Annotated in this window: 18 protein-coding genes and 2 pseudogenes; 5 read left to right on the top strand and 15 right to left on the bottom strand. The window is 70.7% G+C overall.

The features are described from left to right. Positions 1-174: 174 nt before the first annotated feature. Both AWU67_RS10415 and AWU67_RS10420 read right to left on the bottom strand, forming a co-directional pair. Positions 175-3735 (bottom strand): TM0106 family RecB-like putative nuclease, encoded by a 3561-nt coding sequence (locus AWU67_RS10415; RefSeq protein ID WP_067228623.1) that lies wholly within the window; start codon positions 3733-3735, stop codon positions 175-177. 97 nt (positions 3736-3832) lie between these two features. Beyond that, positions 3833-4225 carry a PPOX class F420-dependent oxidoreductase gene (locus AWU67_RS10420; RefSeq protein WP_067228626.1) on the bottom strand — a complete coding sequence of 131 codons (393 nt, stop codon included), beginning with the start codon at positions 4223-4225 and terminating at the stop codon, positions 3833-3835. A 215-nt stretch (positions 4226-4440) separates the two neighbouring features. Between AWU67_RS10420 and AWU67_RS10425 the strand changes: the two genes are divergently transcribed. Continuing rightward, a complete protein-coding gene (locus AWU67_RS10425; RefSeq protein ID WP_067228629.1) occupies positions 4441-4923 on the top strand; it encodes a LysM peptidoglycan-binding domain-containing protein in 483 nt (160 codons plus the stop codon). Positions 4924-5005: 82 nt separating this feature from the next. Here the strand turns inward: AWU67_RS10425 and AWU67_RS10430 are convergent, their stop codons facing one another. After that, complete coding sequence (locus AWU67_RS10430; RefSeq protein WP_067228632.1) at positions 5006-5935, bottom strand: J domain-containing protein; 930 nt, start codon at positions 5933-5935, stop codon at positions 5006-5008. Positions 5936-6117: 182 nt separating this feature from the next. Here AWU67_RS10430 and AWU67_RS17365 point away from each other — a divergent pair, with 182 nt between their 5' ends. Then, the gene (locus AWU67_RS17365; protein ID WP_160329742.1) at positions 6118-6288 is read left to right on the top strand and encodes a hypothetical protein; all 171 of its coding nucleotides are present in this window, start codon (positions 6118-6120) and stop codon (positions 6286-6288) included. A gap of 144 nt (positions 6289-6432) precedes the next feature. On the opposite strand, the gene AWU67_RS10435 is transcribed toward AWU67_RS17365, so the two are convergent. After that, positions 6433-8139: a DUF7059 domain-containing protein gene (locus tag AWU67_RS10435; RefSeq protein ID WP_067228634.1), complete on the bottom strand. Its 1707-nt coding sequence runs from the start codon at positions 8137-8139 to the stop codon at positions 6433-6435. Positions 8140-8181: 42 nt separating this feature from the next. Further along, entirely contained in the window at positions 8182-8547 is a 366-nt protein-coding gene (locus AWU67_RS10440; protein ID WP_067228636.1) for a DUF488 domain-containing protein, read from the bottom strand. A gap of 136 nt (positions 8548-8683) precedes the next feature. Between AWU67_RS10440 and AWU67_RS10445 the strand changes: the two genes are divergently transcribed. Further along, a complete protein-coding gene (locus tag AWU67_RS10445) occupies positions 8684-9607 on the top strand; it encodes a phosphodiesterase (protein ID WP_067228639.1) in 924 nt (307 codons plus the stop codon). 33 nt (positions 9608-9640) lie between these two features. On the opposite strand, the pseudogene AWU67_RS10450 reads toward AWU67_RS10445, so the two are convergent. The 10 genes and pseudogenes from AWU67_RS10450 to AWU67_RS10490 all read right to left on the bottom strand — a co-directional run bounded on the left by AWU67_RS10450 (position 9641) and on the right by AWU67_RS10490 (position 20202). After that, a pseudogene (locus tag AWU67_RS10450) lies at positions 9641-11352 on the bottom strand (stealth family protein). Positions 11353-11446: 94 nt separating this feature from the next. Continuing rightward, a complete protein-coding gene (locus AWU67_RS10455) occupies positions 11447-11950 on the bottom strand; it encodes a DUF1772 domain-containing protein (protein WP_067228641.1) in 504 nt (167 codons plus the stop codon). A gap of 59 nt (positions 11951-12009) precedes the next feature. Continuing rightward, on the bottom strand, positions 12010-12174 hold the full coding sequence (locus AWU67_RS17370; RefSeq protein WP_160329743.1) for a hypothetical protein: 165 nt from the start codon (positions 12172-12174) through the stop codon (positions 12010-12012). A 263-nt stretch (positions 12175-12437) separates the two neighbouring features. Beyond that, positions 12438-13082, bottom strand: a complete 645-nt coding sequence (locus tag AWU67_RS10460) for an alkylhydroperoxidase domain protein (protein ID WP_067228643.1) — start codon at positions 13080-13082, stop codon at positions 12438-12440. Next, a complete protein-coding gene (locus AWU67_RS10465; protein ID WP_067228646.1) occupies positions 13079-13696 on the bottom strand; it encodes a CMD domain protein in 618 nt (205 codons plus the stop codon). Before AWU67_RS10465 ends, AWU67_RS10460 begins: the two co-directional genes overlap by 4 nt. Further along, positions 13693-14808: a putative FMN-dependent luciferase-like monooxygenase gene (locus AWU67_RS10470; RefSeq protein ID WP_067228649.1), complete on the bottom strand. Its 1116-nt coding sequence runs from the start codon at positions 14806-14808 to the stop codon at positions 13693-13695. The genes AWU67_RS10465 and AWU67_RS10470 overlap by 4 nt, the downstream gene beginning before the upstream one ends. Beyond that, positions 14805-16508 (bottom strand): dipeptide ABC transporter ATP-binding protein, encoded by a 1704-nt coding sequence (locus AWU67_RS10475; RefSeq protein WP_082716922.1) that lies wholly within the window; start codon positions 16506-16508, stop codon positions 14805-14807. The genes AWU67_RS10470 and AWU67_RS10475 overlap by 4 nt, the downstream gene beginning before the upstream one ends. 25 nt (positions 16509-16533) lie before the next feature. After that, positions 16534-17478 (bottom strand): annotated as a pseudogene (locus AWU67_RS10480) (ABC transporter permease); the annotation flags it as partial. Beyond that, positions 17475-18461 (bottom strand): ABC transporter permease, encoded by a 987-nt coding sequence (locus AWU67_RS10485; protein WP_067228652.1) that lies wholly within the window; start codon positions 18459-18461, stop codon positions 17475-17477. The pseudogene AWU67_RS10480 and the gene AWU67_RS10485, both read right to left, overlap by 4 nt. A 106-nt stretch (positions 18462-18567) precedes the next feature. After that, on the bottom strand, positions 18568-20202 hold the full coding sequence (locus AWU67_RS10490; RefSeq protein WP_067228654.1) for a TIGR04028 family ABC transporter substrate-binding protein: 1635 nt from the start codon (positions 20200-20202) through the stop codon (positions 18568-18570). Between the two features lie 281 nt (positions 20203-20483). Here AWU67_RS10490 and AWU67_RS10495 point away from each other — a divergent pair, with 281 nt between their 5' ends. Both AWU67_RS10495 and AWU67_RS10500 read left to right on the top strand, forming a co-directional pair. After that, the gene (locus AWU67_RS10495; RefSeq protein ID WP_082716924.1) at positions 20484-22007 is read left to right on the top strand and encodes an MFS transporter; all 1524 of its coding nucleotides are present in this window, start codon (positions 20484-20486) and stop codon (positions 22005-22007) included. 26 nt (positions 22008-22033) lie between these two features. After that, positions 22034-22873, top strand: a complete 840-nt coding sequence (locus AWU67_RS10500; protein WP_067228656.1) for an aldo/keto reductase — start codon at positions 22034-22036, stop codon at positions 22871-22873. Positions 22874-22889 lie beyond the last annotated feature (16 nt).

Genomic DNA, 22889 nt, shown 5'->3' on the forward strand with positions numbered 1-22889 from the left:
CCGAAGCCAACACCCGCGAGGTTTCGACAGGCTCAACCAGCGGGGCCGGCTCAACCAGCGGGGCCGGCTCAACCAGCGGGGCCGGCTCAACCAGCGGGGCCGGCTCAACCAGCGGAGCAGGCTCAATCAGCAGGGCCGCACCAACCAGCGGGCGGCGCCAACCAGCGGGCGGCGCTACTGGCCGGCCTCCACCAGCCGGATGAAGGCGCTCAGCTCGGCCAGGCCATCCGGCGTCACGGGCAGGTACTCGATCAGGGCGGGCGAGTGCAGCAGGTAGGCCGCCCACTTCGCCCGCGAGATCGCGACGTTCAGCCGGTTCTTCATGATCAGGAAGCTCATGCCGCGCGGCACGTCCTCGGCCGAGGACGCCGCCAGCGACACGATCGCGATGGCCGCCTCCTGCCCTTGGAACTTGTCTACGGTGCCGACCCGCACCGCGCCGAGGCCCGCCGCGGCCAGCGCCGCGTGCACGACGTGCATCTGCGCGTTGTACGGCGTGACCACGATCACGTCGCGCGGTTCGAGCGGCCGCGACATCCGCTGGCCGTCGCCGGGCTGCGCGCTCTCGCTCCACGCACGGCCGAGCGCCCCGCGCACCAGCTCGACGACGGCCGCTGCCTCCTCGACCGATTCGGTGGAGTTGCCACGGTGCGGCACGGGCACCGCGTGCAGCCCCGGCGTGATGCCCTCGAGCAGGCGCTCGGCGGCGACGGGATGCGCCTGCAGGGCGCCCTCATAGCTGAGCGCGGAGACCGGGGCGGTGACGGCCGGGTGCATGCGCCGGCTCTCGGCCAGGAAGAAGCCGAACTCCGCCGGCAGCACGTCGTGCCCGGCGCTGACCCAGCCGAGCGCCGACTGGTCGACCGGCTCCGGGTGGGTGCCCTGGCTGACCTGTGGCAACTGTTGTGGGTCGCCGAGCAGCAGCAGGTTGGTGGCGGCGACGCTGGCCGCGATCGTGGAGGCGAGCGAGAACTGCCCGGCCTCGTCGATCACCAGCAGGTCGAGGGAGCGCCGGCTGAAGCGGGCCGGGTTGGCGAAGTCCCACGCCGTGCCGCCGATGACGAAGCCGGATTCGGCGTGGTCCAACGCGAAGAACAGGTGAGAGTTCTTCTCCAGCTCGGTGTAGCCGGGGGCCTTGCCGCCGGGCTCCGTGCCGCTCTTCGGCACCTTGCCGACCAGCGCCCGGTCGAGGCCGGCCTTGACGACGCCCTCGAGCAGGTTCTCGACGACGGCGTGCGACTGAGCGACGACACCGATCTTGAAGTTGTGCTTCTCGACCAGCTCGGTGATCAAGTGCGCGCCCAGGTAGGTCTTGCCGGTGCCGGGCGGGCCCTGCACGGCAAGCGCCGCGTGGTCCAGGGCGAGCGTCGCGGCGATGACCTGGTCGAGCACGCTGGCGGATGCCGGCTGCTCCCCGGCGTGCCCGTCAGCGTTCTGCGGCAGCCGCGGCGGCACCCGGCGCAGCAGGTCGACCACGGGGTCCCGCGGCCAGGCAGGCGTGCCGGATCCGGCCGAGCCGTGCCCGGCATCCACGATCGCCTGCGCCCAACCGGCGATGGCGTCCTTCTGCGCGCCGGCGGGTGGCGGCGCGCCGGGCGTGAGCGCCACGGGCACGTTGTCGTAGGGCGCGGCATCCTTGTAGAGCGTCTCCAGCACGAGCACGCCGCCATCCTCGTCGACGTCAAGCACCTGCACCGACTTCGCGGCCCGTGCCCACGGGTTCGCCCGTGCGTCCGGCCAGGGTGCCGGGCTGTCGTAAAGCAGGAATGGCCCGGCCTGGTCGCCCTTCTTGATGGAGCTGCCGGGCGCGATGGCGCCACGCAGGCGCAGCCAGCGCCGGTCGACGCGCTGCTTGCCCTCCCGGTGCCAGTCCCGCTCGACGGTGGCCGACTCGACCACCAGCACGTCGCGGGTGTCTGCCCAGTCGGCGATCGGGTTCTCGAGCCGGGCGAAGTGCTCCCACCAGAAGCTCTTCTGCTCGCGCTGGTGGTAGTCCAGCGCGGCGGCGGCGAACGCGGCCGCCGTCTGGTCGGCGCCGCGGTCGAGGTCGAGCGGGTCGCCGGCGCGCGCCAGCAGGGCGTCGCGGAGCGGCGAGGGTGCCAGCTCGATCACGGCATCGCGGTCGGCGTTCGCAGTGGCCGGGGTCACGCCGTGCTCGTGCGCCAGCCCGAGCAGCCAGTCGCGCAGCTCGAGCGTGGAGCGGCAGTCGTATTCGTTATAGCTGGCGATCTCGTCGAGCTTCTGCCGGCCGGCATCCGTCTCGCCTGCGTCCAGCAGCGCCATCGCCTCGGCGTACTCGGTGATCGAGTCGGCCGCATTCGTGACGCCGGCCTGGTCGCGGTGCTCCTCGCCCATGTAAAGAGGTTCGAGCTTCTTGATCGAATAGGAGCGGCTGCCGACCCGCAGCGCGCCCCGCACGATCGGGTACAGGTCGATCAGCACGTTGTCGCGCAGCAACTGGTCGACCTCGGCCTCGCCGACACCGTGCCGGGCGGCCAGGCTCAGCAGGTGGGTGCGCTCGTAAGCGGCGTAGTGGTAAATATGCATGCCCGGGTGGGCTGCCCGGCGCTCGGCGACATAGGCGAGGAACTCGATCAGCGCCTGGCGCTCCTCGGCGTGGTTGTGCGCCCAGAACGCGCGGAACGTGTGGTCGGGCTCGATCAGCCCGAAAAGGTAGTCCAGCCCCCAGCGTTGCGGCGAGCCGTCTGCGCCGCCTTGCTCGCTGTAGAGCGGGTCGCCCTCGAAGTCGAAGAAAATATCGCCAGGGTCGGTTGCCGGCAGCGCCTCGAGGGCGGATGCCGCCACCACCTCGAACGGCGGAACGGCCGCCTGCTCGGCCAGCGCGCGCAGCTGCAGCCGGGCCTGGGCGCGCAGCCCGGCCAGTGCGGCATCGCCGATGCCGTCGATGCTCTCAGCGTCGTCGCCGCCGAGCGCCGCCAGCTCGTCGATCGTGCGGATGCCGGCATCCCGCAGCTTCAACCGCTGGCTGCCCCGCAGGCCAGCCACCAGGAAGACGTCGCGGTGCGCCTGAATCTCGGCCTCGCAGCTCTCGCACTGCCCGCAGGCCGTGTAGCGCGGGTCGCCCCAGGCGAGGACGCCGGTCTCTGCGCGGCGGTCGGCGATGATCCGCAGCAGGTGCGCCCGGCGCCGCCGGTACACGGGCAGGATGTCGGCGACGCGGTGCTCGCTGGTGCTGCCGTCGCCGAGCAGCAGCTGCACGGTGTCGGCGACGCTCACGCCGATCTTCTCCAGCTGCTCCACGTAGGCGACCAGTTGCAGCAGCGCCGTCACTCGCACCGAGCGGGCCAGCTTGGTGTCTTGCACGAGGTAGCGGCCGTCGGGCTGGCGCACGATGAAGTCGGCGAAGCCGATGAAGTCGCCGTCGAAGAAGGCGGCCTGGAAGACGACGGCGGCCCCGGACTCGAACGCCTCTCGGGTGGCGGCGAGCGCGGCATCCCGTGCGTCGGCGTCGAAAGCGCTCGGCCGCTCGATCTCGACCACCCCGGTGCCGACGCCGTCGAAGGCACCGAACTGCGCGCGGTAACGCTCGAGCACGGCCGCCTCGTGGGCGTCGCCGAGGCGCCCGGCGCGCTCCAGCATCGCGTCGGCCTTCTGCGCGACCTTGTCGGTGCGGCCGAGCTTGGCGTCGAGGCTGCGCAGGAAGGCGAATTCACACTTCGACGCCGTCGCCAGATCCGAGGCGCTCGTCACCACGACGTCGTCAAGCAGAAACACCCAGACCTCCTTGCGCGAGGCCGCTCGGCTCCGCTTTCTCCGAGGCTAGCGGGTGCCACAGACACGAATCCTGCGACGACCGCCCGCGCGACGCCGCCTAGTTGTGCCCGAGCGCCTTGTCGATGCTCATCACGAGGATGACGCGGTCGGCGCGATCGGCCGGCGGCTGCTGGGCGGCGTTGCCGTAGCGCTGTCCGAGGCGCACGTAGAAGGCGCCGCTCGGGTCGTCGATGACCTCGCTGAGGTGGCCGCGCAGCTCCAGGTAGGTGAGCGGGTCGGCCGGGTCGATCACGGCGAGGCTCATCGACGGGTTGTGCTGCAGGTTGCGGTATTTGCCGCGCTTGTTCGTGTGCGTGAAGTGGATCTCGTCGCCGATGCGCTCGAACCACATCGGGTTCACCTGCACGGTGTTGTCGGGGCGGATCGTTCCGAGCGCGGCGTAGATCGGCTGCTCGAGCAGGTATTCCAGGTGCGCGGGAATCACAGTCATACTGCAGTGAACCACGGATGCCGGCATCCGCGTGCCAGGCGGGCCATCGCGCCCGACCCTTGCCCCCGGCCCGGGTCAGGCCGTATTGTTCCAGACGTCGGGCCGATCGCCGGAACGGGCGGCGCCGCGTTCTCGCCAGGGCGGGAGCGGCGGGCCGACCACACAGCTATCGAGGGGGATCCGCCGTGCAGTTGAGTGCCGCATCGAAACGCTCAGTGTCCAAGCGAGCCGCGCTCTGCCTGGGCATCGCCGCCCTCGGCCTGGCCGGCCTGAGCGGGTGCGCCGGTGAGCCGGCCGCTCCCCCGGCCACGGTGTTCGTCACGCTGCCGCCGAGTGCCGCGGCGACGCCCACCGCCCCGGTCGAGCCGCCCGCCGCACCCACCCCGTCTGCGCCGCCGGCCGAGGCCGCCCCGCCGGTTGTGGTCGAGATCGAGCCGAATGACCCTGCCGCCCCGGTCGTGCCCGGGCCGGCCGTTGACCTCGGCGCGGTCGAGGGCGCGAAGGGCCCGGCCACTGCCGGGGGTGACGGCGCGCTCCTCACCTACACGGTTGTCAGCGGCGACGCCTTCTTCGAGATCGCGCAGCGTTTCGACCTGCCACAGCAGCAGCTGCTCAAGATGAACCCGTCGATCCCGTCGCTCGGCACCGAGATCTACATCGGCCAGATCATCAACCTCGACTGGACAACCACGCGCTGAGCCCACGCCGAATCGACTCGCCAGAAAGCGTTCCACAACGCGAGTTTTGGAACGTTTTGTGGCGAGTCGATTGTGTGGTCAGCTAGACGAAGGTGATCGCGGCCTGCAGTCGGGTGCGCACCTCGAACAGCTCGGTGCCGCCGATGCGGGCGGCGCCCGGCAGCCCGTCGCGCAGCACGCCGGGCAGGCGGGACTGCGTCACGAGTGCGGTCACAGCGCCGCGGGATTTGCCGAGCAGCTCCAGGGAACTGGGCGCCGCGGCATCCGGAACCACGATCAGCAGACCGGTGAACTTCACCCTCGCCGCCCGCGCCACCGACTTCGCCCGCACGGCGAGATCGTGCACGGGCTGTTCGCCGTTCAGCGCCTCGCCGATCAGCTCGCCGCGCTTGATGCGCACCTCGCCGCCCCAGTCCTCGCTGGAGAGGGCGAACAGGCCGGTCGGGCCGAGCACCACGTGGTCGAGTTTCGGGGGCACGCCGGGGCCTGCGGCGCTCGTGGCCACGTCGTGCCAGACCGAGAAGCCGATGCCGAGCGTCGCCACCTGGCGCGCGGTCGCCTCCTCGGCGAGCGCGTTCGCGAGCAGGTGCCGGATATCGCGGGGAGCCGAGCGCACGAGCGCCGGGTCGTAGGGGTCGCTCAGGGTGCGGCCGCGGCCCACCCATTCGCGCATGAGCACGAGGTAGCGCTCGCGGCTCCACCCGCCGGGGTGGCCGTGCGAGCGCGCCGTCGGCCGGGAGTCGCGGCGCGGTCCGGCCGCCTGTGCGGTCCAGGTGTGGCTCGTCGGCACTCCGGCGCCTGCGCCGCCGCGGTCGTACGCCGCGCGGGCGGTCGTCGTGCCGACCAGCAGCCAGGCCCGCTGCACGGCGTCGAAGCGCGCGGTGTCTCCCCCGGTGTCCGGGTGGGTGGCACGCAGCATGCGCCGGTAGGCCTTGCGCAGCTCCTCGTCGCTGGCACCCGGGGCGACGCCCAGAACTTCGTAGGGTGACGCGGAGAGGGGGCTGTCCTGCATGGATCACTTTCGGGCGAGATCAGAATGGTCACACTGAGACTAGCGGCCTCCGCCGGGAGCACGATCAGCGGGCGCCCAACGTGCTTGCGCGCCCGCCCCGCGCGGCTTACGGTGGCGACAGGCGGGCGCCCACCGCGGTCATCCGCGAGCCGCCCGCGATGCTCTCATCGAAGGACGCAGAAATGTCCCCACTCATCGCCATCGTCGTCGTGATCGGCGTGCTCATGCTCTTCGCCGGCAGCCTGATCGATGCGGTCGGCTGGCTGTTCTGGCTCGGGATCGTCGTGCTCGTGGCCACCTGGCTGGTCTGGTTGCTGCGGGCCAGGGCCGCACGGCGCAACGCGCCGCGCTGAGCCGCAACCCACCCCACCCCGCCCCGCCCGGTCCCGTCCCCCGCCCAAGTTCCGTTGAGAGCGGTCAAATGGCCACTTTTCGGGGTGAAAACCGGCCATTTGGCCGCTCTCAACGGACTTTGGGGGGAGGAGGGGAGGCGCTAGCTAGGCCTCGGGCGGCAGCAGGATGCCGTCATCCAGCAGCCGGCGCGCGCCGCCCAGCAGTTCGGCGCGCAGTGCGGCCTCGTCCACCTCAAGCAGTTGTGCGAGCGCCCCTGCGATCGCCCCGACGCTGAGCGAACCGTCGCTGGCGCCGACCAGTGCGGCGAGGGCGGTGCCCGGCGCGATGCTGCGGGCGAAGCCGCCACCCTGGCGCAGCAGCAGCTCGCTCGGGTCCTCGTGGCCGGGCCAGTAGTGGCGCTCCTCGGTCACGTCGCCGGAGACGGTGAGACAGGCCTGCGCGAATTCTTCGTCGCTCTGGCCGGCATGCCAGTCGTGCGCGGCGAGGCAGTTGCCGAGGTGCACGCCGAGGCCCCACTCGTTGTCGCCGAGCGGGGTGTGCAGGCGCTCGAGGCGGGCCAGGGTCGGGGTTTCGACAGGCTCAACCAGCGGGGACGCCTCGACCAGCGGGGACGACTCAACCAGCGGGGACGGCTCATCCAGCGGGGACGACTCAACCAGCGGGGAATCAGAGCCGGGCACGCGCAGCAGCACGTAACCGAAACCGACCTGGGTCACTCCGCGGTCGGCGAAGTCGTCGAGCCAGGCGGCGAACAGCTGCTCGAACTCCGGCGTGCCCGAGCGGGTGCCGCCGTCACGGATCCACGTCTCGGCGTACCGGGTCGCCGACTGCACCTCGCGCTCCACGATCCAATAGTCGATGTCGGGAGCGAGCCAGCCGCGCAGCCGGTCAAAGGCCTCCGGCGTCTGCGCGGTGTACTCCCAGTTGCCGAGCATCTGCAGCACGCCCCCGGCGGTGAGGTGCGCGGCGGCCTCCCGCATCACGGTTTCGACGAGGGCGTCGCCGACCATGCCGCCGTCACGGTACTCGTAGCTCGGCACCCCTTCGACCCGCGGCGTGATGACGAAGGGCGGGTTGCTGATCACGTGGTCGAAACGCTCCCCCGCGACGGGCTCGAACAGGCTGCCCAGCCGGAACTCGATCGACTCGATCTCGTTGAGCGCGGCGTTGAATGCGGCCAGTTCGAGGGCGCGCTGCGAGATGTCGGTGGCGACGACACGTGACGCGTGCCGGGCGGCGTGCATCGCCTGGATGCCGCATCCGGTGCCGAGGTCGAGCACCGAGTCGACCGCGTTCTGCAGCATCAGCGCCGAGAGCGTGCGGGAGGCCCCGCCGACGCCGAGCACGTGGTCCTCACCGAGGGGGCCGCCGCGGGCCAGCTCGCCGAGGTCGGAGGCGATCCACCAGGAGGCGTGGCCGCGGCTGTCGGTGAAGGCGTAGGGCCGCAGCTCCAGCAGGGCGCGCAGCGAGGGCTCGGCGCCGGGATCAGCGGATGCCGGCCCGAGCAGGCCGAGCAGGGTGGCACCGTCCACGCCGAGACCGGGCAGCGCCGCCGCCGCCTCGCTCGCCGGCACCCGGACGCCGAGCAGGAACAGCTCGGCGAGCGTCGCCAGCGCGCTGGGCGCACCGTGCCGGGCGCGCAGCGCGGCGAGCGCCCGCAACGCGGGCAGCCGCTCGTTGCGGCGCAGCGCGTCGGCGGCATCCGGGCCCCACAGGCCGTCCAGCGCCGCCTCGGTGAAGTGCGCCGCAGCCAGGTCGGCACGGAGGCGGGCGATCGCGGGAAGGTCCAGGTGCACGGCGGGGCCGGTGACAGGTGCGGAGTCGGCGGGCGGGGTCAGTTCAACGGCCATGCCTCAATTCAACTGCATGCGCCGCACGCGCGGCACCGGCGTTCAGTCGGAAGAGTCGGCCAGGTAGTCCCGCAGCACGGCCGCGTGGTTCACCTGCGGGTCGCGCGCCCCATAGACGAGGGTGAGCGTCGGGTTCGAGGCGGCCAGGGCGCGCAGCCGTTCGACGGCGGCGACGGCGGCCGGGTCGCTGGCGAGCTCCGCCCGATAGCGCGCCGCGAACTCGCCCAGCCTGGCGGGGTCGTGCCCCCACCAGGTGCGCAGCGCGGGGCTCGGGGCGGCGTCCTTGAGCCAGAGGGTGAGTGCGGCTCTCTCCCGGCTCACCCCGCGCGGCCATAGCCGATCAACGAGCACCCGGCAGCCGTCGTCGGGCGCGGCATCCGCGTAGGCGCGTTTGATGAGGACAGCCATAGTTCATGCTCGCAGCTTGTCGCCGGAATGCAAGGCGCGCCGAGATTTCGCAGCCGTCATCCGGATTCATCTGTTGGAATGTGTGCACCGTGAGGGCGCGCATCGCAGAGCGCGCCTTGATGAACAGAGGATTTGTGTGAACATACGCACGGCCGAGTACCCGCGGCCACATCATTTCCTGCTCCACCTGAGCGACACCCACCTGCTCGCTGCCGACGGCAAGCTCTACGACCGTGTCGACAGCACGGCCCTGCTGCAGCGGCTCTTCGACGAGGTCGAGGCCTCCGGCGGGCGTCCGGAGGCGATCGTCTTCACGGGCGACCTGGCCGACAAGGGCGAGCCGGATGCCTACCGACAGCTGCGCGAGATCGTCGAACCGGCCGCCGAGCGGCTCGGTGCCCGCGTCATCTGGGTGATGGGCAACCACGACGACCGCGGCGCGTTCCGCAGCGAACTGCTCGGCGAGGCCCCGTCGACGATGCCCATCGACGTCGTCCACGATCTGGATGGCCTGCGGCTGATCACGCTGGATTCCACGGTGCCCGGCCACCACTTCGGCGCGGTCACGACGGCCCAGCTGGACTGGCTCGCCCGCGAGCTGGCCACACCGGCGCCGCACGGCACGATCCTGGCGATGCACCACCCGCCGATCCCGAGCGTGCTCGACCTGGCTGTCGCCGTCGAGCTGCGCGACCAGGCGCCGTTGGCCGCCGTGCTCCGCGGCAGCGATGTGCGCAGCATCATCGCCGGGCACCTGCACTACTCGTCGATGGCGACCTTCGCCGGGATTCCCGTGTCGGTGGCATCCGCCACCTGTTACACACAGGACCTCAACGTGCCCGTCGGCGGAACCCGCGGCCGCGACGGCGCGCAGGGATTCAACCTCGTGCACGTCTACCCCGACACCGTGCTGCACTCCGTGGTGCCGCTCGGCAGCACACCACCGCTGGATTACATCGACGCGGCCGAGACGACGCGGCGCTTGGCGGCCGACGGCATCCGCATCGCCCCGTCACCGGTGGCTGGGCCGCCGACGCGGCCGATTCGCGTGCTTGCCTGAGCGACATCGGACCCGCGCGCTACGGGCCCTGGCTTACAGGGCGTCGGGCTCTGTGCTCCGCTCCCACGGGGCGGGGAACGGGAAGTACTTCTCCAAGAACTCGGTCACGGCGGCGGTGCGCGTCTCGTCGGAGATCTCGGGCTTGCTGCCGTCATTCAGACAGAACATGTCTTGGTCGCGGCGTTTGACGAGCTTCTCCATCGCGGGCAGAGCCAAGCGCAGCGTGGTCTCGATGTACTTGACCCGTGCCTGTGTCTGGATGACGGCATGACCCGACATCAGCGCGTAGTAGTGGTAGAACGAGTTCGTCACCGAGATGTCGGTGGCCGAGCGGAATTGGCTGGCCGCCGTGCGGGCGAAGTCCTCGGCGAACTCGGCTTCCATGGCGCCCAGCACATCGGTGCGGAGTGGCGCGGCGCAGTGCTCGAGGTGGCGGGTGGTCACCTTGCCGAAGCGCTGCTTGAGCAGCCGGCGGTTCACGCGGGCGGCGTTCTCGAAGCCGCTGCGGCTCGGGTTGCTCTCGCCGAGCCCGATCCGGGTGCCGGCCTCGACGAACTTCGTGACGCCTCCGGGCGAGAAGAACAGTTCCGGGCTGAGCGGGCGCCCGAAGAACATGTCGTCGTTGGAGTAGAGGAAATGCTGGGCGATGCCCGGGATGTGGTGCAGCTGTGACTCGACGGCGTGCGAATTGTGGGTGGGTAGGGCGTCCGGGTTCTGGAAGAACTCCTCGCTACGCACGACGGTGACCCGCGGGTGCTCGCCCAGCCAGGACGGCACCGGGGAATCGGTGGCGATGAAGATGCGGCGCACCCACGGGGCGAAGAGGTAGACGCTGCGCAGGGCGTACTTCAGCTCGTCGATCTGCCGGAAGCGGGCGGCGGAGTCGTCGCCGTCGCCGACGACGTAGCCGGCCATGCGCGCCGCCCGTGCCTTCTGGAAGGCGACGTCGTTGCCGTCGACCCAGGAGAAGACCATGTCGATGTCGAAGCTGACGTCGCTGGCGAGTTCGGCGAACATGTGCTCGAGGGTGCGCCAGCGGCGGCCGTAGAGCTCGACCGTGTCTTCGACGGCCTCGTGCCGTGGCATCCGGGCCCGCATCAGCGCGTTCTCGCGGGGGCGACGATCTCGTCGTCGCCGAAGCGCCAGAGTTCCAGCTGGAACGCGGTCTCTGGGCCGTAGCGCAGACGGCCGATGGGTTCGACCCGGGGCCGGTAGAGGCGGAACACCGCGGCCTTGCGCGCCGGCGACAACTCGCCGTCGGCGAGCAACACCGACCCGCGGGTCGGGCGGTCGATCGTGGCGGAGTAGAAGGGCTCGTCACGGAACGCCTCGGCGAGCGCACGGCTCAGCTGCTTGCGTTGACGCCGGTCCACGGCGATCACCGGCCGGTCGTTGTCGCCGCGCACGAGCAGGAAGTCGATTCCGGCGTCGATGAGCGCGCCGCGCACCGCGAGGAGGTCGTCGACCATCGACTCATGCGGGGTGAAGTGCCCCGCGGTGAGCGTGTACTCGCCGCGGCGCAGCACGAGGTCGGTGCGGGAGAAGCGCGGCGCCCCGCCGGCGGGGAGAGGCACGGTCGGCCCCGTCTGCCGGAGCAGCACGGGTTCGGGCTCGGCACTCAGAAAACCATGGCGCTCGCGTTCCGGGGCCTGCGCGCGCGGATCGTCGCTGCGGGAGAAGGCGGCCGGCTTGTCGGGATCGGCCAACGGGTGGTGTTGCTCACGATCACGCGGGCTTTCGGACATACACGGGGCCCCTCTTCTACAGCGAGCCAGATCGAAGCCGACCCTGGCACGCGGCGCGTGAGGGGCATTCGATGGCTTCTGCCCAGACTACCGTTCAGACGGCGAGGGCCACCGCGTACAACACCGTCGCCGCGGATGCCGCGATGGTACGCACGTGGTTCCAGCGCACCCAGGTCGTGAGGTACTCCTCCCACGCCGCGGCGCCGTCGACGCTGGCCGGGTCGACGCCGCCGAGCGCAGTGTTGCGGGGAACGTTGAAGAGCGCGGTGACGAGCACGGTGCCCAGCAGGTACAGCGCTCCGGCGGCGATGAGCCAGGGTGCGACAGCGGCCTGCTCTGCGCCGCGCGGCGCCGTGACGAAGGCGAAGACCATCAGCGTTCCGGCGAGCAGGGTGGTGCCGATGAAGGCAAGAATGAACGGGCTGCGCACGATGGTGCGGTTGATCGACTGCATGACCCGGATGCCGTCGGGCACCGCCAGCTCGCGCAGGGTTCTGATCATGAAGCTCGAGAAGCTGAGCAGGACACCGGCGACGACGCCGCTGCCGAGCACGGTGGCGATGGTCAGCGGTGGGATGAGCGCCTCGGGGAGATCCACCCACCCAGTGTGGCAGTGTCGGGCAGCGGTGGCCAGAGGGGCAGAGGGAGCCGGTGGCCTCAGGCGACTTCGACGGGCCGGCCGCCCCGCGCCGCGGCGCTCGCGCTGTGCGAGTGCACGATGTGGGCGCGGGCGCGGGTTGCGCGGCGGCGCGCACGACCGCGTTCGAAGGTCTCGGTGCGCTCGCGCACGGCGTTGACGAGCGACTCGATGAAGTCGTACATGGGGTGTGCTCCAGAGGTAGAAGATGGGCCACCACCCACGGTTCCTTCCCCCGGCACCCCGCTGGATCGGGGCACGGCCCCACACCGATGCGGGTGTTCACTGATCCCCGCCTCGGTGCGGCCGCGCAGTCGCCCGGGCGCACCCCGCCCCCTGGATGCCACCGGCGACCTCGGCACGACGGGGGGCCAGTTCCTGAAGTTCTGGCCCCCCGTCGCGCCTCGCGCCTCCGCTCGCACCGGCCTTGTGGGCCGGAACGGGGCGGCTACGGCGCCGCCGGAGCCTCCGGTTCGCCGAGGCTCAGCATCAGCCGGTTGGCCCAGCTGAAGAACGCGGCACCGTGGATGACGTCGGCGATCTCGAGCGCGTCGAGGCCCTGTGCGCGCAGCTCGGCGATGTGGCCGGCGTCCAGCGCGACCGGCGTGCTCGCGAGAGCGACGGAGGCGTCGACGATGGCCCGCCAGCGCGGGTCGAGGGCGGCATCCGTGCCCTCGTCGAGCAGACGCTGCACGTCGTCGCCGCGCTTGGAGTGGTGGCTGGCGAACCGCGAGTGCACGCTGGCGCAGAAGATGCAGCCGTTGTGCCTGCTCGTGGCGGTGGCGGCGAGCTCACGCTCGGCCCGCGGCAGGCCCTCCTTGGTGTTGTAGAAGATGTCTTTGTCTGTGCGGGTGCGGGCACCGAGGATCTCGGGGTCGCGGGCCAGCAGCGCGAAGTAGGGCGACTTGGCGCGTGAGGCGTCGACGAGGCCGCTCCGGTGCCGTTCCTCGAACTCGGATTCGGGCAGCGGCTCAAGCCAGGGCACCCAGCCGAGCTCGGCCTGGGTGAACGTAACCGGGCGGTCGAGGTCTGAGTGTTCGAGCACGCTCTCAGCGGTGACGGATGCCGGCGTGGACGGTGTGGTTGAGGTCATGCGAGGAGCTCCAATCCTGCGACAACGCGAATCTGAAAGGTGAGGAAGGCGATGAGCTGCGAGAGCGTGACGATGTCGCTCGTGCTCCAGCCCGCGTCGAGCAATGCCTGCAGCGCGGCCGGGCTGGCTTCGCGCGGGCGGAAGACGAGCAGGTGGGCGTGGTCGAGGGCCGCGGCCAGGCGTACGCCCAGCACGTCGCGGCGCGCGGGGGCGACCCGGTAGCGCAGCCCCTCGCTGTCTTCGACGCTGAGCGGGCCGGCCGGGTAGGAGCCGTACGGCCCGCTGGTGCGCCCGGCGGCGATCTCGGCGGCGACGGCCTCCGGCAAAGCGCGCGCCGATTCGGCCGCGCCGGGGGCGGTCGCGGCCGTGGTCAGCTGCCCCGCGTAGAACTGCTGCGTGCGGTCGGAACGGTGCACACCGGTGACGAAGGCGGCAACAGCGAACCGCTCGACGGCGCTCACGGTGCCGGGGTACTCGGGGGCGAACAGCGCGTCGTAACTGGCCTGCGCGTTGGCGCGGGTGACTGGACGGCGGGCGCGCAGCTCGTCGATGACCGAGCCCGGGGTGACCCCGAGCAGTTCATCGATGACGTCGGGCGGGGCGATGGTGGTCATGCGTGTGCTCCTGTTCTGGTGAGTGCGGCTGATTCGTTGGAAACTGTCCCGATGCCGAGCGCGGGGGCGACCTGGGTGGCGATCAGTTCGATCGAGCGCAGCACCAGCTCGTGCGGCGGGTCGACGGAGTGCACCTGGAACACGACGTCGCTGACCCGGTCGAGGCTGCGGTCGGCCGCGAGCGACTCGATCACGTCGTCGACCGTGCCGATGTGCGTGTCGAGGCCGGCGATGAGGTCTTCGAGCGAGTCGCCCTCAATGTGCTGGCCGCCCGCACGGAAGGCGGCGGCCGCGCGCCGCAGGTTCGGTTCGGCGATGCGCAGCGCCTCCGCCCGGTCGTCGGCGACGAACAGCGTGCGCGAGGCCATGATGCGCGGGGCCACCCCGGCCGGCAGGGCGTCGTAGTAGGCGTCGACGATGGGGCGCTGGATGTCGTCCAGGCTCGCCCGCGGTGACCCGGGCGGGCGCGGTTGCGTGCGGGAGAGCATCAGGCCGTCGCCGGCCGCGGCGGCACGGCTGCCGCCGGCCACCGAGAATGTCGCCTGCCACAGCTTGCCGCCGAGCTGCGGCGCCGCCGGGTAGAGCCGGTTCTCGCGGGCGGCTGCGAAGGCCGCAGCGGCCTCTGCCCCCGGCTCGACGCTGCCCGCGCCCAGCGGGAGGCCGGCGAAGGCATCGCGCAGCACGGCGAGGTGGTCGGCGAAGATGGAGCCGCGGTCCTCGCTGCGCTTACCGAAGGCGGCGAAGGATGAGGCTGTTCCGCCGGAGCCGACGCCAAGCTCGAGGCGCCCGCCGGAGAGCAGGTCGAGCACCGCGGCGTCTTCGGCGACGCGCACCGGGTCCTCCAACGGCAGCGTGACGATGCCGGTGCCGAGTCGGATCGCGGATGTCTGCGCGGCCACAAAGGAGAGGAACACGAGTGGCGCCGGCAGCCCACCCTCACTGGCGCTGAAGTGGTGCTGGGCGACCCAGGCCGAGTCGAAGCCGAACCGCTCGGCGGTGCGGATCTGTTCGGCGGCGAGGCGGTAGCGCTCCCCCGGCGCCGCCTCGTCGAGCAGTCGGGTGAAGAATCCGAGGCCACGTCGGGCCGGCCGGGGTGTGACAGTTTCGCTCATGCGGAGAACTCCTTGACTGATGGCACTGCTGCGAGCAGCTGTTGGGTGTATTCGTGTTGTGGGTTGCCGAAGATCTGGGCGGCGCTGCCGGTCTCGACGGCCCGGCCGCGGCTCATCACCGACACCGTGTCGGAGATCTGCCTGACGACGGCGAGGTCGTGCGAGATGAAGAGGTAGCTGAGCCCGAGCTCGTCCTGCAGGCTCTCGAGCAGCCGCAGGATCTGTGCCTGCACGGTGACGTCGAGGGCGGAGACGGCCTCATCGAGCACGAGGATCTCCGGATTCACCGCGAGCGCCCTGGCGATGGCGACGCGTTGGCGTTGGCCGCCGCTCAGCTCGCGGGCCCGCCGGCTGAGCACGGCGCTCGGCAGAGCGACGAGGTCGAGCAGCTCCGCCGCGCGAATGCCGCGGCCGCGCCGGTCGGCCAGGCCGAAGTTGCGCAGCGGCTCGGCCACGATCTGCTCGACACTCTGCCGGGGGTCCAGCGAGCCGAAGGGGTTTTGGTAGACTAGCTGGATGCGCCGGCGCAGCTGCCTGCGCTGCTCGCCGCGAAACTTCGCGACGTGCTCGCCGTCGATGATGATGCATCCGGATGTCGGCTCGGCGAGGCCGGCGACGGCGCGGGCGGTCGTCGTCTTGCCCGATCCGGATTCCCCCACGATCGCGTGCGTCGTGCCGCGGCGCAGCCGGAACGAGACGCCGTCGACGGCGCGGAACGCGGTGGCGCCACGCCCGAACTCCGTGACCAGATCTTCGACCTCGACGGCGTAGGGGTTCTCGGCGTCGGCGATCGCGGCATCCCGCAGGAAGAGCGGCGCCACCGGCGGACGCTGCGCGCGGGACGGGGTCAGGTGGAAGGAGGGCGCGTCGGCGAACAGCCGCTTCGTGTACTCGCTCTCTGGCCGGGCGATCACCGTGCGGGTCTCTCCCTGCTCCTGGATGCGGCCGTGCTGCAGCACGACGATGCGCTCTGCCCGCTCGGCGGCGACGCCGAGGTCGTGGGTGACGAAGAGGATGGCGGTGCCGAACTCGGCCCGGAGCTCGTCGAGCAAGTCGAGGATCGTCTTCTGCACGGTGACGTCGAGGGCGCTCGTCGCCTCGTCGGCGATGATGAGCTCCGGCCGCAGCGCGATCGCGATCGCGATGAGCACCCGCTGCCGCATGCCGCCGGAGAGCTCGTGCGGGTACTGCGTGGCCCGGCGCTCCGGCTCGGGCAGGCCGACCCTGGTGAGCAGTTCGATGACGCGGGCCTGTCGCGTGGCCTTGTCGCCGCGCTTGTGGATCTGCAGCACCTCGGCGATCTGGGCGCCGATCGTGCGCACCGGGTTCAGTGAGCTGGATGGGTCTTGCGGGATCAGGCCGATGCGTGCCCCGCGCACCGTCTCGAGGCGCTTGTCGCTCCACCCGGCGATGTCGACGCCGTTCAGCAGGATGCTGCCGGCGTCACGGTGGGCGTTCTCGGCAAGGAGGCCGATGACGGCCTGGGCTGTCGTGGTCTTGCCGGAGCCCGACTCGCCGACGAGGGCGACGACCTCGCCGGGGCGCACGGTGAAGCTGACGTCGTGCACGACCCGGCTGAGGCCGGCGGCGGTGCGGTACGAGACGCTGAGCCCCTCGACCGCGAGCACGGGGACCTCCACGGCGGCTGAGGGAGTGCCAGCGTGGGTTTCCGCGATCGCTGCGGCATCTTGGTGCGTCATTTGTTCTTCCCCCTCGGGACTTTTCACCATTGAGCGAGTGGCTGATGCGGTTCGCGGCGAGCACGACGACCACGACGACGAGGCCGGGGAAGGTCGTGAGCCACCACGAGGTCGCGATGTAGTTGCGGCCGTCGGCGACGAGCAGGCCCCACTCGGGCGTGGGCGGTGGTGCGCCGTAACCGAGGAAGCCGAGCGTCGAGATGGCGAGGATGGCGACACCGAACTGCAGGGCGGCGAGCGAGACGACGGCACCGAGCGAGTTCGGCAGCACGTGCCGCCAGAGCACCGCGAGATAGCGCCCGCCGCTGCCGAACGCGGCCTCGACGTAGTCGCTGCGGCGCACCCGCACGACCTCGCTGCGGGAGAGCCTGGCGAAGGCCGCGACGCTGCCGATACCGACCGCGATGGCGGCGTTGATCGTGCCGAAGCCGAGCAGGATGATGATGCTGAGGGCCAGGAGCAGTCCGGGGATCGAGAGCAGTACATCGACGATGCGCATGAGGATCGCGTCGAGAACACCGCCGGCCGAGCCCGCGATCACGCCGATCGCCGTGCCGAGCACGAGCCCGACGCCGACCGCGACGAGCGCGCCGGAGAGCGACTGGATGGCGCCGTAGATCACGCGGGCCAACAGGTCGCGGCCGAGCTGGTCGGTGCCGAACAGGTGCGCGACGCTCGGCGCCTGCAGCTTGTCGGCCGGGATGCCGACGAGCGGGTCGTGGCCGGTGAACAGCCAGGGCACGATCGCCCAGGCCAGGACGACGCCGAGCACGAGCCAGGCCACGACGAGGCTGGGGCTGATGGTGCGGAGGCGGCTCCACACCCCGTTGGTCGAGTAGGCCGCCTGCGGCCGTATCGAGACCTCGTGGGCGGATGCCGGGGCCGCAGTGTCGGCCAGCGAGGTCTCGATACGCTCGATCCTCGCTACTCGACCAACGGCGGAGGCTGCGTTCTCGGTTTCGATGCTCATGCTGCTGCTCCTTCCAAGACGGGAGTGGCCGCGGGGGCCGGGCGGGCGTTGCCCCGGGAGAGCCGGCGCAGCCGCGGGTCGAGCACGGGGTAGAGCAGGTCGACGGCCAGGTTGGTGAGCACGAACGCCAGTGCAGAGAGCACGACGATCGCCTGCAGCACCGGAGTGTCCTGTGCCGAGACGGCCTGCTCGGTGAGGCGGCCGATGCCGGTGCGGCCGAACACCGTCTCGGTCACGACCGCGCCGCCGATCAGCTCGCCGAGCAGCACGCCGGCGATGGTCACGGTGGGGAGGATCGCGTTCTTGGCGACGTTGTTCCAGAGCACCCGGCGGCGGCTGGCGCCCTTGGCTCGCACCACGCTGACGAACGGGGCCAGCTCGACCTCGTCGATCGAGCGCACGAGGATCTGGGCGAGCGGGGCGCTGATCGGCACCGCCAGGGTGAGCACGGGCAGGATCAGCCCCTGCAGCGGGTCGGCCCCGATCACCGGCACCACTTTGAGTTGGAAGGAGAACACCTGGATCAGCACGATGCCGAGCCAGAACACCGGCACAGAGACGAAGACGCCGGGCAGGCCGCGGAGGAAGCCGCGCAGCCAGGCGAAACGGGTCAGAGAGGAGAGGAAGGCGAGGCTCACGGCGATGAGCACGGCGAGCAGGAACGCGGTGAGGGCGAGCGTGATGGTCTGCGGCGCCGCCTCGGCCAGCATCTGCGTGACGGGCGTGCCGCTCTGGATCGAGTAGCCGAAGTCGCCGGCGAGGAAGCCGCTGAGCGTGTGCCAGAACTGCTGCGGCAGCGGGATGTCGACACCGTAGGTCTCACGCAGGGCGGCGATCTGCTCGACCGAAAGCCCGAGCTCCGGGTTCTCGAACTTGATCATCAGCGCATCGCCCGGCAGTGCCTGAAGCAGAACGAAGGTGGCGGCGAAGGCCACGAACAGCACCACGGCGGCCTGGCCGATGCGGGCGAGCACGTGCTTCATGGGATGCCTTCCTGGTGGAGTGGAGTGGAACGGGAGGTGTGGAGCGGGGGTGGTTCCGGATGCCGCTGCGCGCGGCATCCGGAACCACGCGGTGACCTGCTGGGTGCTACTTGTTCAGCCAGACGTCGTAGAAGACCGGGCGTCCGACGGACTCGAACTCGACGCCCTTGACGTAGTCGGCTGCGCCGTAGACCTGCGGCTCCTCGAACAGCGGGATCACGTAGGCCTGCTCGGCCAGGTAGTCCTGCACGGCCGCGTCGGCGTCGAGGCGCTTGGCGGGGTCCGGCTCGCTGGCGACGGTCTCGAGGAGCGCGTCGAGCTTCGTGTCGTTCGAGAGCAGCACGTTGCGGTTCTTCGTGTGGAACTGGCTCTTGATCACGTCGAGATCAGCGCGACCGACCATCGAGTGGTAGAGCGGGGTCTTCAGCGGGTCCTTGATGTCCTCGGCGTAGCTGCCGGCGTCGGCGGCCTTGACGTTCAGCTCGACGCCGATCGCCTTCAGCTGCTGGCTGACCAGTTCAAGCGTCTGCTTGGAGAGCGGCTGCGGCTTGGCCTCATAGACATCGAGGGAGAGACGCGTGCCGTCCTTCTCGCGGATGCCGTCGGCACCCTCGGTCCAGCCGGCGGCGTCGAGCAGCTTCGCGGACTTCTTCGGGTCGAAAGCGAGGTGCTCCGACTCGTCCTTGTAGCCAAGCGCGGTGGAGCTGAGCGACGAGGTGGCGACGGGGTAGTTGGAGGTGAAGAGCGTGTCGACGATCTCCTGCGCGTTGACGCCGGCCACGAGCGCCTGGCGCACCCGAAGGTCGCTCAGCAGCGGGTTCGTGAACCGCAGGTTCAGCGAGTTGTTCACGCCGCGGGTCTGCGGCCCGTAGAGCGTGAAGCCTGCTGACTCGACCGCGGCCTCGTCGAAGGCCTGCACGTAGCGCACGTAGTCGGCCTGCCCAGAGGTGAGCCCTCCGATGCGCACGCTGTCTTCCGGCGTGACGATCAGGTGGATCTTGTCGAGGTAGGCGCGGCCCTGGTGCGTGAGCGAGGGCGGAGCCCAGTCGTAGTCGTCACGCGCCGTGAAGGTGAGCTCGGTGCCGAGCTTCTCGTCGCTGATCACGAAGGGGCCTGCGCCGATGATGGCGGCCGCGTTGCCCGCGCCGAACTTCTCCAGCGGCAGGTCGAGCGTTGCCGGCGAGAGGATGCCGGAGTTGATCGTGGACGTCGCCTGCAGGAACCCGGGTGCGGGTGCTGAGAAGTGGAACTTCACGGTCGAGGCGTCGACGACCTCGCTGCTGGCGTAGTTGTTGATCGCCTCGGAGATGGTGAGGGCGAGCTCCTTGTTGCCCAAGCCGTAGACGTCGAAGTTCTTCGCGACGGCTGCGGCGTCGACGGGGGTGCCGTCGGAGAAGGTCACGCCGTCACGCAGGGTGAAGGTGTACTCGGTGGCGTCGGCGTTCACCTCCCAGGAGTCGGCGATCCACGGCTCAATCTCGAGCGACTCCGGGTTCTGGTAGGTCAGTCGTGCCGCGACGTTGCCCACCACGGCACCATTGGGGTAGAACCCGGCCTGCGGTGGGTAGAGGTTCGTGAAGGCCTGGTACTCGAGGTAGGTGAGGGTGCCACCGGAGACGGGCGTCGCGGAGTCGGCACCACCGCCGGCCTCCGGGGCTGCAGTGCCGGCGCAAGCGGCCAACAGGGCAGCGGTTGCGAGTGCGGCGGTCGCCGCGGCGAGCGTGCGGGTGATTCGTGACATCCGTAAAGCCTTTCGCTGTGAGTGGGTGTGCGTGGGTGAGTTGATGTTGTCAACTCACCGCCGCCAGCGCGAGCGATTGTGACGTCGTGCGTTACACCGCGTCACGCGCAGTAATTTGCTTGCGCTCGGGGCGCGCTCCGGCGTACGTGCGCGGCGAATCGCGGCGTGTGCTGGCGAACCCCCTCCCGCCGGATGCTCATCGCGGCTCCGGGAATACCGCGGCCCTCGGTTAGCGTTGTCGGGGAGAGCGCTGCACCGTGTGGGGCTCATCGAGAGGTTTCATGTCGCGCGACGCACCCACTTCCACCCCCGGCAGCTCCCCGGACCCCGAAGCCAAGATCGGCAACGGTTCGGGCGGCGACCAGCCGTGGTTGAGCGAGGCAGAGCGCCGAGCCCTGACCAAGCGCACCCCTGATTCCGCGATCGTCTTCTCGCTCGCCTTCACCGGCATCGTGGTCTCGTTCATGATGACGCTGGTCACACCGCTTTTGCCCGAGCTGCCGCACCTGCTGAACGTGTCCAGCTCCGACGCCATGTGGGTGGTCACCGGCACCCTGCTCGCCGCCGCCATCATCACCCCGATCGGCGGCAGCCTCGGCGACCTCTACGGCAAGCGCCGCATCCTGCTCTGTCTGCTCGCCGCTGTGCTCCTCGGCTCGGTGATCGCCGCGTTCTCGTCGACCCTGATCCCACTCGTGATCGGGCGCGTGCTGCAGGGCGCTGGGCTCGGCGCGATCCCGCTCGGCATCAGCATCCTGCGCGATGTGCTGCACCGGGATCGACTCGGCAAGGCTGTCGCGCTGGTCAGTGCGACCCTCGGCATCGGCGGCGCGATCGGCCTGCCCGTCTCCGCCGTCATCGCCCAGTACCTCGACTGGCACATGCTCTTCTGGCTGTCTGGGCTGCTCGCCGCCGCCGGCTTCGTGCTGGTCTACACGCTCGTGCCCGTGAGCACGCTGCGCACCGGCGGACGCTTCGACTTCCCCGGCGCGATCGGCCTGGCCCTGGCCCTCTCCGGCATCCTGCTCGCCGTCACCAAGGGCAGCGAGTGGGGCTGGCTCAGCCCGCTCACCCTCGGCTTCGGCACCGCCGGTGTCGTGGTCTTGGCCGTCTGGATCCTCTACCAGTTGCGCACCCGGCATCCGCTGATCGACATCAGGGTCGCCACCCGGCGCACGGTTCTGCTGACGAACCTCGCCTCTGTGATGGTCGGGTTCGCGTTCTTCTCCAGCGCCGTCGCGCTGCCGATGCTGCTCGAGACGCCGACCGGCACGGGCGTTGGACTCGGTCAGAGCATGCTCGTCGCCAGCCTCTGCCTGATGCCCAGCGGCCTGGTGATGTGGGCGATGTCCGGCACCGCCGCCCGGCTGACGGCGGCACGCGGGGCCAGGGTCAGCCTGCTGCTCGGCATCACGATCATCGCCGTCGCCTACGGCCTCGCCATGTTGTTCATGACCGAGGTGTGGCACACCCTGCTGGTGGCGACCGCCGTCGGGTTCGGCGTCGGATTCGCCTATGCGGCGATGCCGACCCTGATCATGGGCGCCGTGCCGTCGTCAGAGACGGCCGCCTCCAACGGCCTGAACTCGGTGATGCGCACGCTCGGCTCCACCGCGGCGAGCGCCATCATCGGCATCGTGCTGGCCACGAACCTCGTCACCGTCGGCGACCTGACCACGCCGAGCACGATGGCGTTCCAGCTGACCTTCGCCATCTCGGCGGCGGCGGGCCTCGTCGGCATTGTGCTGACCTTGTTCATCCCGCGCAACAAGCAGAAATACGAGGCGGCCGCGCTGCCCGATTAGGGCGCTCTGCTGCCTAGGCTGGTCTTATGGACCTCGGCAGCACTCTTCCCCTCAACGACGGCGCGCTCATCCCCCGGCTGGGCGCCGGCACCTACAAGGTTCCGGATGCCGATGCTCCCGCCGTGGTCGAGGGCGCCGTCGCGGCGGGCTACCGGCACATCGACACCGCTGCCCTGTACGGCAACGAGCGGGGCGTCGGCCGCGGCATCCGCTCGGCCCTGCAGGCACAACAGGGGCTCGTCCGTTCCGACCTGTTCGTCACCACCAAGGTGTGGAACACCGAGCACGGCTTCGACGCCACGCTGCGCGCCTTCGACGCCAGCCTGGAGGCGCTCGGCCTGGACTCGGTCGAGCTGTACCTGATCCACTGGCCGGCGCCGGCGCAGAACCGCTACGTCGAGACGTGGCGCGCACTGGTACGGCTGCGGGAGGAGGGCCGCGCCCGCTCGATCGGAGTCTCCAACTTCCACCGCGAGCACCTCGAGCGCATCATCGAGGACAGCGGGGTGGTGCCGGCGGTGAACCAGATCGAGCTGCAGCCGTGGCTGCCGCAGGCCGAGCTGCGCGCCCTGCACGCCGAGCTCGGCATCGTCACAGAGGCGTGGTCGCCGCTGGCCCGCGGCCGGGCGGTCACCGAGCCGGTGCTGGCCGAGATCGGCCGCCGACACGGCAAGAGCGCCGCCCAGGTGACCATCCGCTGGCACCTGCAGCTCGGCAACGTGGTGATCCCGAAGTCGCTCAGCGCCGAACGGCTGCGGGCCAACGCCGATGTCTTCGACTTCGAGTTGGACGCCGCAGAGCTCGCCGCCATCGCCGCCCTCGACACCGGTGAGCGCTCGGGCAGCGACCCGGATCTCGTCGACTAGCGCCGCCGGAACCCGC

Source organism: Microterricola viridarii (genome assembly GCF_001542775.1).
Lineage (GTDB): Bacteria > Actinomycetota > Actinomycetes > Actinomycetales > Microbacteriaceae > Microterricola > Microterricola viridarii_A.

Coding starts and splice junctions, on each gene's coding strand:
- AWU67_RS10420 (WP_067228626.1), bottom strand. CDS start 4,225: ATGACTGTGATTCCCGCGCACCTGGAATACCTGCTCGAGCAGCCGATC.
- AWU67_RS10430 (WP_067228632.1), bottom strand. CDS start 5,935: ATGCAGGACAGCCCCCTCTCCGCGTCACCCTACGAAGTTCTGGGCGTC.
- AWU67_RS17365 (WP_160329742.1), top strand. CDS start 6,118: ATGTCCCCACTCATCGCCATCGTCGTCGTGATCGGCGTGCTCATGCTC.
- AWU67_RS10435 (WP_067228634.1), bottom strand. CDS start 8,139: ATGGCCGTTGAACTGACCCCGCCCGCCGACTCCGCACCTGTCACCGGC.
- AWU67_RS10440 (WP_067228636.1), bottom strand. CDS start 8,547: ATGGCTGTCCTCATCAAACGCGCCTACGCGGATGCCGCGCCCGACGAC.
- AWU67_RS17370 (WP_160329743.1), bottom strand. CDS start 12,174: ATGTACGACTTCATCGAGTCGCTCGTCAACGCCGTGCGCGAGCGCACC.
- AWU67_RS10460 (WP_067228643.1), bottom strand. CDS start 13,082: ATGACCTCAACCACACCGTCCACGCCGGCATCCGTCACCGCTGAGAGC.
- AWU67_RS10465 (WP_067228646.1), bottom strand. CDS start 13,696: ATGACCACCATCGCCCCGCCCGACGTCATCGATGAACTGCTCGGGGTC.
- AWU67_RS10470 (WP_067228649.1), bottom strand. CDS start 14,808: ATGAGCGAAACTGTCACACCCCGGCCGGCCCGACGTGGCCTCGGATTC.
- AWU67_RS10475 (WP_082716922.1), bottom strand. CDS start 16,508: ATGACGCACCAAGATGCCGCAGCGATCGCGGAAACCCACGCTGGCACT.
- AWU67_RS10485 (WP_067228652.1), bottom strand. CDS start 18,461: ATGAAGCACGTGCTCGCCCGCATCGGCCAGGCCGCCGTGGTGCTGTTC.
- AWU67_RS10490 (WP_067228654.1), bottom strand. CDS start 20,202: ATGTCACGAATCACCCGCACGCTCGCCGCGGCGACCGCCGCACTCGCA.
- AWU67_RS10495 (WP_082716924.1), top strand. CDS start 20,484: ATGTCGCGCGACGCACCCACTTCCACCCCCGGCAGCTCCCCGGACCCC.
- AWU67_RS10500 (WP_067228656.1), top strand. CDS start 22,034: ATGGACCTCGGCAGCACTCTTCCCCTCAACGACGGCGCGCTCATCCCC.